This is a genomic window from Ruminococcus hominis (assembly GCF_014287355.1).
Classification (GTDB): Bacteria; Bacillota; Clostridia; order Lachnospirales; family Lachnospiraceae; genus Schaedlerella; species Schaedlerella hominis.
Map to the genome: position 1 here is coordinate 2166387 of NZ_JACOPE010000001.1, position 12336 is coordinate 2178722.

The 12336-nt window shown below is 38.0% G+C and carries 11 protein-coding genes; all 11 read right to left on the reverse strand.

Translation table 11 applies throughout. The annotated features are described in order from the left end of the window. Window positions 1-3: 3 nt before the first annotated feature. Window positions 4-543, reverse strand: a complete 540-nt coding sequence (locus H8S40_RS09595; RefSeq protein ID WP_022076364.1) for a hypothetical protein — start codon at window positions 541-543, stop codon at window positions 4-6. A 74-nt stretch (window positions 544-617) separates the two neighbouring features. Next, on the reverse strand, window positions 618-1553 hold the full coding sequence (gene rsmH / locus H8S40_RS09600; RefSeq protein ID WP_022076363.1) for a 16S rRNA (cytosine(1402)-N(4))-methyltransferase RsmH: 936 nt from the start codon (window positions 1551-1553) through the stop codon (window positions 618-620). A gap of 92 nt (window positions 1554-1645) precedes the next feature. Beyond that, window positions 1646-2083, reverse strand: a complete 438-nt coding sequence (gene mraZ, locus H8S40_RS09605; protein WP_022076362.1) for a division/cell wall cluster transcriptional repressor MraZ — start codon at window positions 2081-2083, stop codon at window positions 1646-1648. Window positions 2084-2315: 232 nt separating this feature from the next. Beyond that, entirely contained in the window at window positions 2316-2552 is a 237-nt protein-coding gene (locus H8S40_RS09610) for a hypothetical protein (protein WP_022076361.1), read from the reverse strand. 20 nt (window positions 2553-2572) lie between these two features. Next, a complete protein-coding gene (locus H8S40_RS09615; protein ID WP_118723897.1) occupies window positions 2573-3412 on the reverse strand; it encodes a DegV family protein in 840 nt (279 codons plus the stop codon). A gap of 169 nt (window positions 3413-3581) precedes the next feature. Next, entirely contained in the window at window positions 3582-4766 is a 1185-nt protein-coding gene (locus H8S40_RS09620) for an FtsW/RodA/SpoVE family cell cycle protein (protein ID WP_186865147.1), read from the reverse strand. A 24-nt stretch (window positions 4767-4790) separates the two neighbouring features. Next, window positions 4791-6671 carry an asparagine synthase (glutamine-hydrolyzing) gene (asnB, locus tag H8S40_RS09625; RefSeq protein WP_117989710.1) on the reverse strand — a complete coding sequence of 627 codons (1881 nt, stop codon included), beginning with the start codon at window positions 6669-6671 and terminating at the stop codon, window positions 4791-4793. Between the two features lie 149 nt (window positions 6672-6820). After that, complete coding sequence (gene cobK / locus H8S40_RS09630; protein WP_366482426.1) at window positions 6821-7621, reverse strand: precorrin-6A reductase; 801 nt, start codon at window positions 7619-7621, stop codon at window positions 6821-6823. 18 nt (window positions 7622-7639) lie between these two features. Then, the gene (locus H8S40_RS09635; protein ID WP_186865148.1) at window positions 7640-8701 is read right to left on the reverse strand and encodes a cobalt-precorrin 5A hydrolase; all 1062 of its coding nucleotides are present in this window, start codon (window positions 8699-8701) and stop codon (window positions 7640-7642) included. 79 nt (window positions 8702-8780) lie between these two features. Next, the gene (queA, locus tag H8S40_RS09640; protein WP_022076355.1) at window positions 8781-9806 is read right to left on the reverse strand and encodes a tRNA preQ1(34) S-adenosylmethionine ribosyltransferase-isomerase QueA; all 1026 of its coding nucleotides are present in this window, start codon (window positions 9804-9806) and stop codon (window positions 8781-8783) included. Window positions 9807-9826: 20 nt separating this feature from the next. Next, window positions 9827-12247: a phenylalanine--tRNA ligase subunit beta gene (gene pheT, locus H8S40_RS09645; RefSeq protein WP_186865149.1), complete on the reverse strand. Its 2421-nt coding sequence runs from the start codon at window positions 12245-12247 to the stop codon at window positions 9827-9829. Between the last annotated feature and the right edge of the window lie 89 nt (window positions 12248-12336).

The following is a 12336-nucleotide window of genomic DNA, read 5'->3' on the forward strand; positions in this document are numbered from 1 at the left end:
ACCTTATTCTGACACATCTTTTGATTTTGCTAACACACCATCTTTTGGTATATCACTATACTGCGTTACACTGTCACTCTCTGGACCTGTATATTCCACCACGCTCCCCTGGGCTGCATATACCATTCCAAATTCGTTGATTGCTTTATCGCGAACCTCTTCCAAATTCACAGCATCTTCTGCACTTCGGTAAGCTGTATCATTTTCTTCTGTCAGATTTGAAAGTTCTTCTTGTAATGCCGTAATATTTTCCGAACGACTTACAACCTCTGCCTGCAACTGCAAAAACATAACACTGATACATACTGCAAAAATTGCTGCTCCTGTCAGAAAGACAGCATATACAGGACTTATACTCTGTGCACGTTTTCGATTTTTACGCACCTGACGACTAGCTTTCGCACTCTGCTTTTTCGGCTTTTCTATCTGCTTTGGCACTGTTTCCGGCTGCAAAGCTGCACTTCCATAGACATACATTCTTCTGTGCTGTCCAGCATAATATTCTGCTTTACTATACGTCTTCATACGTCCTATATCTGCCATTGCTTTTTGCCTTTCTCTTTCACCAGGCTCTCCCCTCCTGATGAAATTCTATTTGATATACTCCCTTTATTTTGCTAACAGCGTTCAAAAATACGTAACTTTGCACTTTTAGAACGGCTGTTATACTCTAATTCTTCTTCACTTGGAAGAATTGGTTTCCTTGTAATGACCTTTCCTTTTGAAACATTTCCACATACACATACCGGAAAATGCGATGGACATATGCAAGGATTTTCATTTTTTCGAAATGCACTTTTCACAATTCTGTCTTCCAAAGAATGAAATGTGATAATGCATATTCTTCCACCAGGATTAAGCATCTCGATCATATCATCAAGCGATTCCCTTAAAACATCCAATTCTCTGTTCAACTCAATACGAATTGCCTGAAATGTTCTCTTTGATGGGTGTCCTGCTGTCTTTTGAAATTTCATTGGGATTGCATGACGAATAATCTCGTTAAGCTGTCCCGTTGTCTCAATCGGTGCTTTTTGACGCTCTATTACGATATGCTTTGCAATATTTTTCGCAAACTTGTCCTCTCCATAGTCACGAATCACCCTGAAAAGATCTGCTTCGCTATACGTATTCACGATTTCTCGTGCTGTCAGCTGCTGTCTTTGATCCATTCGCATATCTAACGGAGCATCTACTCGATAAGAAAATCCTCTTTCTGCAGTATCCAGCTGATATGACGATACTCCCAGATCGATCACAATACCATCAACTTTATCTACACCAATTTCATGAAGCCGTGACTTCATCTCACAATAATTGCTTCTTATTATTGTAACCTTCTCCCCAAAGTCACGTAATCTTTCGCTTGCAGCTTCTATTGCTGCTGCATCTTGATCTATACCTATAAATCTCCCCTGTTCGTTCAGACGACTGCAAACTTCAAATGCATGTCCACCTCCGCCTAACGTTCCGTCTACATAGATTCCGTCTGGTTTAATTGCCAGACCATCTACTGTTTCTTCAAGTAATACTGATTTGTGTTTAAATGCCATATCTTCCTCCATCTTTTCGCATTATATTACCAGCTCTTATGATCGCCGTTCGTCATAACCGTGCAAACACGCTCCTGACTCACTACTACTCATTATATCCTGATTCCAATTGCTTCCATTCGTTCTGCAATTGCATCCAAATCTTCTTCGCTGACCATACTGCGTTCTTCCCAAAGTCCTTTATCCCAGATTTCTACACGATCTTGAACTCCCACAAGAACAACGTCCTTTTCAAGATGTGCTGCTTTTCTGAGTGACGGCGGTACTAAAACTCTCCCTTGTTTATCGAAACTGCCCTCTGAAGCACTTCCAAAGAAATATCTCTTGAATATTCTGGCATCCTTATTCATCCGTGGTAAGGTTTCCAGTTCTGCTACAAATTTGTTCCACTCATCTTGAGAGTACACAAATAAACAACCTTCCAGTCCATTGCAGATTACAAAGCTATCGCCCAAATCTTCACGTAACTTGGCTGGTATAATCAATCGGCCTTTTTCATCTATGCTGTGATTAAACTCTCCTAGTAACATTAAGAACTCCTTTTTAGAATTTATGGGCTCCACTTTTCTCCCACTTTATTCCACAATTCACCACTTCCTACCACTTAGAACCATTGTAAACCACTTCCCACCCTTTTTCAACCCCTTATTTTGTGAAAAAATTAGAACTAAAAAAATCCACTGGACCTTTTTGTCGTATACACGGCAATAAAAAAAGACAGAAAAGATTTTTTTCTTCTCTGTCTCTTCTTTACTTCTTATCTTACTGAGAAATTGTTGATAAATAACTGTTAATCGCATCATAATTAACTGAAGCAACTTCTCTTTCCTGCTTTGACTCATATGTATCATATGCAGAATATCCTAACCATCCGACTAATGCCAAGCCTGCCAGCGACAATACACAGGTTCTTACAACACCCATAACTCTCTGTTTGCGGATATTCTTTTTTCTATTTGCTTTTTCCTGTTTATATCGATCTACTTTCTCCTGACTCATATAAACCTTCCTTTCATCTATTAAATCGCAACGATGATACCACCATCATTTGCATACATAGAACTTATTCCGGCTGTATCCACGATGATGCTCTTCTTTACTTCCATCTTCTCTAATAATATTTTTTCAAAATCTTTTGCTCTCTGTTCACAATTACAATGTGAAATTGCCAGCACTTTTTCTCTTGCATTCTCTGTTTCCTGTTCAACATAATCTGCCATCTTAACTAATGCCTTCTTCATTCCACGAGCCTGCGCTTTCTGACAAATCGTACCTTCCGGTGTTGATCCCATAACTGGTTTTATGTTCAATGCGCCTGCAACCAGTGCTTTGATTCCTGTTAATCTTCCATTCTTACGAAGTGTATCCAGATTCTCCAGTACAAAATAAGTATGCTGCCCTTCTATATAAGCTTCTACTGTATCGATCACTGTCTGAAAATCCATTCCGGCCTCTTCACACTCCTGAATCTTTAATGCGATCAATGTCTCACCTATGGATGCTGAACGAGAATTAAATACATAGATGTCTTTTTCTCCATACTCTTCAAAGTACAAATTTCTTCCTAACTGAGCACTGTTATAAGAACCACTGAGCTCTGCCGATAATGTAACTACATAAATATGATCTGCATCACAATTATACTTCGCCAGATATTGCTCCGGTGAAGGACAAGAAGACTTTGGACTTTCCGGACATTCAGCAACTTTCTTTAAAAAATCTGCCTGATCAAATGTCTCATCATCTATAATATGATATTCTCCCACCTGCATAGTCAATGCGGCTGATACGAACATTCCGCTCTGTTTCATCTCATCTGTCAGTTCTCCGCAACTGTCAACAATCACTCTATAACTCATTGTAGTTCCTCCCAAATCACACTGTGTGTGATAAATTTCTATCACATGTAGTTTTTAATACTACATTATAATATACCATACTTTTGAGTGATTGAAAAGAGCTTTTTCATTCCATTTTTGGAAACCCATCTTATTACGTTACTGTTCACAGTAACTGTGAACAGTAACCTTATTGCTTCAATTTAATTTTACGAGATATTCCAAGTGCAATTCCCATCTCTGTCATAAGAAACAAAATCGACGTACCTCCATAACTGATAAACGGTAATGTAACTCCCGTTGTCGGCATCATATTGGTCACTACGGCAATATTTAAAATAACCTGAAGCGAAATATGTGCAAAGATTCCACTTGCGACTAATGAACCATAGAGATCCGGCGCATTCTTTGCAATAAACATCAAGCGATATAAAAGTAGACCAAACAGTACGAGAACGACAATTACGCCGAACACGCCCAGCTCCTCGCATACAATTGTCAGAATCATATCATTTTGCACTTCGGGAATTACCCCCAGCTTTTGCGTACTATTTCCAAGACCTTTCCCAAAAAATCCACCGGATCCAATTGCATACAATCCCTGCATTACTTGAAATCCACCTTCATCTGCATGATTTTCCGGATCAAGCCAGGTGATTATTCGTCGCAGACGGAAGTTTTCACTACTTGAAATATTTGCCGAAAGATATGAAAGTCCAACCACAACAACTACAGCTCCTGCAGCAATCAGCTGCAAAAATGGTTTTATCTTAGGATGTGCAACAAAGATTAATATCCCGGTAATCCCCGCAACAATAATCGCTGTACTTAAGTTATCTGTCAGAACCATTACACCACCTGCTGCAACTGCTCCAACTACACAAACTCGTTCAATCCCTTTCTTTGACTGAATCTTAGGACCCAGCCTGCAGATTTCATAAGGGATTAACAAAATAACTGCAATTTTGGCAATTTCTGATGGCTGTAATGTCATCTTGCCGGGAAGCTGAAGCCATCTTCTTGATCCATATGCTTCTACTCCAAGAGGTGTTTTTACCAGCAGCATCAAAAACAAGGAAATATAATAAATCTGCCAGGAAAAAGCACCATACACATGATAGTCTAATTTTGATACAAACAACATAAAAGCAAAACTAACCGCACTTATAATTGCCTGCTTTGAAAAATAGAACATATCATTTCCAAAATCCGCATTTGCACTATATGCACTTGTACTATAAAGCATCACCAGTCCAAAACACATTAAGAAAACCAGAATCATTAATAAATCATAGTCAAAATATTGCGGATTCTGAACAAATAATTTAGACCATTGAAAGCTTTTCTTATTTGGTCTTACAGTTCCATTCTCCATATCAACATCCCCTGTTTATTCAAATCATCTTGCTGCCATTTCCGGATGAACCGGTTTGCCATGTTCAAAATATCTGTCATACCATACAAGGAAAATATAAACTGTCCAGATTTTTCTGCTATTGTCTGTTTTTTCATTTTTATTCTTTCCATTCTTATGGTCGTCTAACATTTTGATCAGAAGTTCTGTATTAAAGAATTTGTTTGCTGCTTCTGACTGAAACATCTCTTTTACTCGGTTATAATACTTATCCTCTTTTAGCCAAACACGCGTTGGAATTGGGAATCCCAGTTTTTTCTTTTCTGCTGTCTTACTGCGAATCACTTTTTCAGCTGCTCCTCGCAGTGCTACTTTGGTCTTTGGTGCACGTACTTTATAATCTAATGGCAATGTTTCTGCAAGCTCCAGTACTTTTTTATCCAAAAACGGAACACGGACCTCCAGAGAATTTGCCATTCCCATCTTATCACCTTTCATCAAAATATCATGAACCAACCAAAGATGCATATCAACATACTGCATTTTTGTCACCGGATCTTTTCCCTGTACACGTTCATACAATGGTTTTGTCACTTTTTGAATCTGAGGTTCACAGCCCTTCTTTAAAATTTTATTTGCTTCACGTTCCGTAAAAATATTCGTTGCATTTGCAAAATAACGCTCTTCTAAGGTTTTTCCATGACGCATTAAAAAGCCTCTTCCCTTTGTTCCTCTAGGCAGGCAGTATTCTGCAAATTTGCCAAGCGCTCTTCGAATCGGCATTGGAATCTTATTAAAGCTCGTATGTTCCAATGGTTCACAATAAATATTATAACCGCCAAACAGCTCGTCTGACCCTTCTCCCGAAAGCACAACCTTTACTTTTTTCGAAGCTTCCTCACTCAAGAAATATAATGCAATTGCTGCCGGATCTGCTACCGGCTCATCCATATAATACTGAATATCAGATAATTTATCCCAATATTCCTCCGGACTGATTACTTTTGCATCGTTTTGCATATTAATACTTGCAGCAAATTCTTTTGCATCCTGGATCTCGCTGTATTTTCCTTCATCAAAACCAACTGTAAATGTACGGTCAACCTGACCTAAATAGGTTAAATAACTGGAGTCTACACCACTTGAAAGATAGGAAGCAACTTCTACATCACTGATCTTATGCATCTCTACAGATTCTTTCATCACTGCTTCAATATCATCTACGATTTCTTCAAATGATTTTGTCGTATCTCCTGTAAAATTCGGTTCAAAATAACGTGTAATCTCCATCTTTTCATTTTCATAAGTAAAGTAATGTCCCGGCTGTAAGCAGAAAACACCTTTAAAAAATGTCTCATTTGTCGGAACAAACTGAAATGACAAATAATTTCCAAGTGCATCTTCATTAAAAATCTTATCAAATTTCGGATGCTCCATAAAAGATTTAATTTCTGAACCAAACATCAATGTTCCATTCATCTGTGCATAATACATTGGTTTAATCCCAAAAATATCTCTTGCCCCAAATAGTTTTTTTGTTTTTGTATCCCAGATTACAAACGCATACATACCTCTCAGACGTTCTACCAGGCTTTCTCCCCATTCTTCATAACCATGTATCAATGTCTCGGAATCTGTATTCGACACAAATACATGTCCTGCTTCCACTAATTCTTTTCTCAGTTCCTGATAATTGTAGATTTCCCCATTAAATACAAGTACCTTACTTCTGTCTTCGTTATATAATGGCTGGTCGCCAACTTCAGAAAGGTCGATAATACTCAGACGTCGAAACCCCAGCGCCGCATCTTCATCCACATATTTTCCTTCGCTGTCCGGTCCTCTGTGAATAATCGTATTCATCATATTTTCCAGAACCTCTTCACGATTTTCAACCTCTCCTACAAATCCTGCAAATCCACACATATAGTCTTTGTCTCCTTTTGTTGTATCCTGTTTGCTCGTTGTTCTTATTATTTTTACATATAATTCGTTCCTTATTATAGCTTTTTTTCTATCTAAAAACAACTTTTTTCTTTTTATGCCCTTATCTTCATTTCTTTTCACAAAACTTTTCATGAAAAAGAATACATTTTCTCCATGCAATAGGAAATTGTCTGTTCCACACTCAATCCATTTTCTATCGGTCTTTGTATAATAACTAATTTTGTGCCTGTTTTTTGCGCTGCTTCAATCTTTTCATCAAAGCCACCTGCTTTTCCCGATTCTTTTGTCACCAGATATGCTGCTTCTGTATAATGAAGCAAAGCAATATTCATTTCTGTTGAAAATGGTCCCTGCATAGCGATTAAATGTCTGCCTTCAAATCCTAGTTTGGCCGCATCTGTCATAGAGTTTTTTGTTGAAAGCACACGCGCATAACATCTGTCTTGATAATCCTTAAGCTGAGTATATTTTTGAAGTTCTTTTCCGCCTGTCGTAATTAATATGTTTCCTTTCGTCTCCTGCAAATAAGAAACTGCTTTATCGACATTCTCTGCCCAGACACAATTTTCATTTTCAAATGCTTCATTTTCCGCTTCTCTGACACAACGGATATATTTTATTTTTCCATTCTCGCATGCTTTCTGTATATTTTCTGTCACCACTCTTGCAAATGGATGGGTTGCATCGATCACAATATCTATCTTATATAGATTTAAAAATTCTTGAATTTCTTCACGATCCATTCTCCCTGCTATAATCTCAGCTTCGGACTGTTCTTCTGCACACACTTTTCCATACTCAGTTGCAACGCTGACATAAACCTTTGCCGGCAGTCTGCACACTGCTTTTGCGATTTGATTTCCTTCTGTTGTTCCGGAAAATATCAAAATCCTGCACATTTCCAATTCTTCTTTATCGTTCTTATCCACGCCAAAACCTGTTCTTTCTTAAAATAAAACTTCCATCTTTTTCTGTACAATAGCTACCGTCATACCATCCAATTTCAGTTTATCTAATATCATCCTTCCATCCGGGCAACAATATTTTGCAGCTCTCTCACATACATTATCCACACCGGTAACCGATGCCACAAATTCTGAACTACTACTAACACACTCTACTTTTTTCAGCTTTTCTACTGAATATGTCAAAAATGGAATTTGATAGTTCTCCGACAGTTTTTTTATCGCCGGTTCTTCTTTCTTTAGATCAATACTTGCAAACGCTAAAATTTCAGCCAAATCTATTTGAACTTGTGCTAATGCTAACTGAAGTCCTTTTTCTAATTTTATATAAGATATGTTTTTTCTACACCCAAGACCTATAACATATGTTTTCGCAAGCAAATATAATCTGTTCGATTTTTGATTTTCTTCTTTTTTTTGAGCTGTCACAATAATTCCATATTCAAATTTATCCAATTCTCTTTCTGATTCACAACACACGACTTCTTTCGGCACTTTCCCTTTGTAACCAAGTTCACTGTAAAATCCTATCTTTTTTTCTTCTAAAACAGCTGCCGAAATTTCTTTTGCCAGTTTTCTGTCTGTAATTTGCAGTCTGTTTTTCTTTGCAAACACATCTACTGCAAATTTCTTCTGTACATCTGTCGCTGTCGTAATAACCGGCATTGCACCCATACAGTTTTCTATCATGTGCGCAAGCTCTATTCCCCCTCCGACATGACCAGATAGGACTGGTATGCAATACTGTGCTTTTTCATCCATCACCAATACTGCAGAATCTGAATATTTATCTTTCACCCACGGAGCGATCAAACGCACTGCAATCCCTATTGCACCAATAAAAATAAAATCTTCTTTCCCCCATTTTTTCCCAATCCATAAAGACAAATATTCTGGCATGGGTTCTAAATCACACTCTACGGAAAAACGTTTTATCGTATATCCAATGCAATCATACTCTTGTTCTGTTAAATAGCTGCACAGCTCTTTATTTTTTTGACTTCCTTTTTTTGTAAAACTTAATACGTTAATTTTCTTATTCATCTCTGTATATATTCTGAAAATCCTCCTTTTGCATACCATATGCAAAAGGAGGGTTTATTGTAATCATTCTATATTTTACTTACTTTATAAACATCGCATCCCCGAACGAGAAAAAGCGATATCTTTCTTTTACTGCTTCTTCATAAGCTGCCATCACATGTTCTTTTCCGGCAAGTGCAGACACTAACATAATCAATGTTGATTCTGGAAGATGGAAATTTGTGATCAGGCAATCTAACATTTTAAATTTATATCCCGGATAAATAAATATTTCTGTCCATCCACTGCATGGCTTCAAATGACCGGTTTCATCTGCTGCTGACTCAATCGTACGACAGCTTGTTGTTCCTACACAAATAACACGCCCCGCTCCATCTTTGGCACGATTAATTTTTTCAGCTGCTTCTTCATCTACCTGATAAAATTCAGAATGCATATGATGTTCTGTGACATCTTCTACTTTTACCGGACGGAATGTTCCAAGCCCAACGTGTAAAGTCACACGTGCAATATCAACACCCTTTTCCTGAATTGCATCCAGAAGCTCTGCTGTGAAATGCAATCCTGCAGTCGGAGCTGCAGCAGACCCCTCGTTTTTTGCGTATACAGTATTATAACGATTACGATCCTGCAACTGATGTGTGATATATGGTGGCAGCGGCATCTCGCCAAGCTGATCCAGAACCTCTTCAAAAATTCCTTCATAATGGAATTTTATCAGTCGGTTTCCTTCCTCTACCACTTCGATAACTTCTCCAATCAGCAATCCGTTACCAAAGCTCACCTGTGCTCCGACTTTCATCTTTTTGCCAGGTTTTACAAGTGTCTCCCAAACGTCTTTTTCTTTACGTTTTAATAAGAGTACTTCTATCTTTGCTCCTGTACCAATCTTTTCACCGATCAGTCTCGCCGGAATTACCTTTGTATCATTAATCACGAGACAATCTCCCGGATTCAGATAATCAATAATTTCTTTAAATATATGATGCTCTGTCTTACCTGTTTCTTTATCTAATATAAGCAGGCGAGAACTAGAGCGATCCTCCAGAGGATCCTGAGCAATCAGTTCCTCTGGCAGATCATAATAAAAATCACTTGTTTTCAATGACTTGTCCCTTCTCTTTCTTATTTACGAAGTTCAATTCCCATTTCTTCCAATGCTTTTAAGATCTTGTTCATCGCTGTTGTAATATCAGCCTCTTCCAAAGTCTTATCTTTTGCACGGAACACAATTGAATATGCAACAGACTTAAATCCTTCTTTAATCTGAGCCCCTTCATACAAATCAAACAAAGCAAAACTTTCCAGATAATTTCCACCTTTTTTTGCAATAACATCTTCAATCTGTCCAACCAGGATTTCTTTTGGTACTACCATACTCAAATCACGGGAAACCGCAGGATATTTTGCAATACCTGTATATTTTCTGTCAAATGTTGCATATTCCAGAACAACTGGCATATCAATCACTGCGACATATGCTCTTTCTCCGATTCCATAAGTATCAGCAACATCCGGGTGAACTTCTCCCAAATATCCAACCACTTTTCCATCATACAAGATATTTGCCTGTCTTCCTGGATGCAGATAAGATTTTCCTGCATTTGGATCGTAGCTTTCACGTCCCTTCATTCCAATCTTCTCAAAGAACTCTTCTACAACACCTTTCATATTGAAGAAATCTCCATCCCCATACATACCAAGAGTAAACTGCATTCTTTCATCCGGGAGTTCTGTAAGTGGAAGCTTTTCTGGAATATAAACATTTCCAAGCTCATACAGACGTACATTTTTATTTCTTCTGTTATAGTTTGTAGCAAGTGAAGTTAACATTCCGTTAAGAGATGTTGTTCTCATAATGCTATAATCTTCACCAAGTGGATTCATAATCTCGATTGCCTGACGCAATGGTGAATCTGCCGGAAGTAATAATTTATCAAACACTTTCGGACTTTCAAATGAATATGACATTCCCTGGCTAAATCCACAGAATTCTGCAATATCTCTTGCGACCTGTTCTACTCTCAGTTTAAATGTCAGCTTACCTGTTGTTGCCTCTCCATTTGGAAGTGTTGTAGGAATGTTATCATATCCATAAAATCTTGCCACTTCTTCTGCAAGGTCTGCAAGACGGAATAAATCATGACGGAATGTAGGTGCGATCACTTCGTTTGTATCTGCATCATATTCCAAATCAATCTTCGCAAAATATGCCAGCATATCTTCTTTTGAAATGTCTGTTCCTAACATTCTGTTGATTCTATTTTCATCAAATGGTACACGAACAGGTTCTTTCTTCTTACTGTATACGTCAACTGTTCCGCCTACAACTTCTCCTGCGCCCAGTTCTTCAATCAACTGACATGCACGGTCAATTGCCGCTTTTGCATTGTTTGGATCCAGTCCTTTTTCAAATTTTCCTGAAGCATCTGTACGAAGTCCGACTCTCTTACTTGATTTACGAATGTTTACTCCATCAAAACATGCCGCTTCGAAAAGCATTGTCTTTACATCATCTGTGATCATTGAGTTTTCTCCACCCATGATACCCGCAATACCTACTGCCTTCTCGCCATCGCAAATCATAAGAACATCTTTATCCATCTGACGCTCCTGTCCGTCTAATGTAACAAACTTCTGTCCGTCTTCTGCATTTTTAACAACAATCTCATGACCTGCAAGTGTATCAAGATCATATGCATGCATCGGCTGGCCATACTCTTCCATCACATAGTTTGTGATATCTACAAGGTTATTAATCGGACGGATTCCAACTGATGCAAGTCTTCTCTGCATCCATTCTGGAGATGGTCCGATTTTAATATTTTTAACAACTCTTGCACAATAGCGTGAACAAAGCTCTGTATTTTCTACAGTTACCTTTACATAATCATTAACATCTTCCTGATTACCTGTCTCTGTTACAACCGGTGGTTTAAATTCTTTATTAAATGTCGCTGCTGCTTCTCTTGCGATACCAACAACACTGTAGCAATCTACACGATTTGATGTGATTTCGTACTCAAATACAACATCATGAAGTCCAAGTACTTCTACTGCATCTGCCCCAACTTCTACATCATCTTTGAAAATATAAATACCATTTTCCGGAGCTTCCGGATACATATCTTTTGTAGAACCAAGTTCCTCGATTGAACACATCATACCGAAGCTTTCTACTCCACGAAGTTTTCCTTTTTTGATTTTAATTCCGCCCTCTACTCTTTGTCCAGGCTCGTGACCTCCTGCAACGCGTCCTCCATCAAGAACTACCGGTACCTTTGCACCTTCAAATACATTATGGGCACCTGTTACAATCTGAATCTGCTCTGTTCCTACATTTACCTGACAGATTATCAGTTTATCTGCATCTGGATGCTTTTCAATCTTATCAATCTGACCTACAACAATCTTATCCAGATCTGCATCTAATTTTTCAAATCCCTCTACCTTTGTTCCTGATAAAGTCATTGCGTCTGTATATTCCTGCGCTGTGACATCCAAATCTGGCACATACGCTTTAATCCATGATAATGAAGTATTCATGTTTTAAATCTCCTTTTTATTATTTCATTATTCGCTTATTGTTCTGTTCGCCAAAAACAATTTTCCTCTTTATTTATGTTTGTTTTACC

Excerpts from the sequence above, each read along its gene's own strand:
- H8S40_RS09595 (WP_022076364.1), bottom strand. The coding sequence starts at position 543 with ATGGCAGATATAGGACGTATGAAGACGTATAGTAAAGCAGAATATTAT.
- pheT (WP_186865149.1), bottom strand. The coding sequence starts at position 12,247 with ATGAATACTTCATTATCATGGATTAAAGCGTATGTGCCAGATTTGGAT.
- rsmH (WP_022076363.1), bottom strand. The coding sequence starts at position 1,553 with ATGGCATTTAAACACAAATCAGTATTACTTGAAGAAACAGTAGATGGT.
- asnB (WP_117989710.1), bottom strand. The coding sequence starts at position 6,671 with ATGTGTGGATTTGCAGGATTTGTAGGAGAGGTTGAAAATCGTGAAGAG.
- H8S40_RS09615 (WP_118723897.1), bottom strand. The coding sequence starts at position 3,412 with ATGAGTTATAGAGTGATTGTTGACAGTTGCGGAGAACTGACAGATGAG.
- H8S40_RS09610 (WP_022076361.1), bottom strand. The coding sequence starts at position 2,552 with ATGAGTCAGGAGAAAGTAGATCGATATAAACAGGAAAAAGCAAATAGA.
- H8S40_RS09620 (WP_186865147.1), bottom strand. The coding sequence starts at position 4,766 with ATGGAGAATGGAACTGTAAGACCAAATAAGAAAAGCTTTCAATGGTCT.
- mraZ (WP_022076362.1), bottom strand. The coding sequence starts at position 2,083 with ATGTTACTAGGAGAGTTTAATCACAGCATAGATGAAAAAGGCCGATTG.
- H8S40_RS09635 (WP_186865148.1), bottom strand. The coding sequence starts at position 8,701 with ATGAATAAGAAAATTAACGTATTAAGTTTTACAAAAAAAGGAAGTCAA.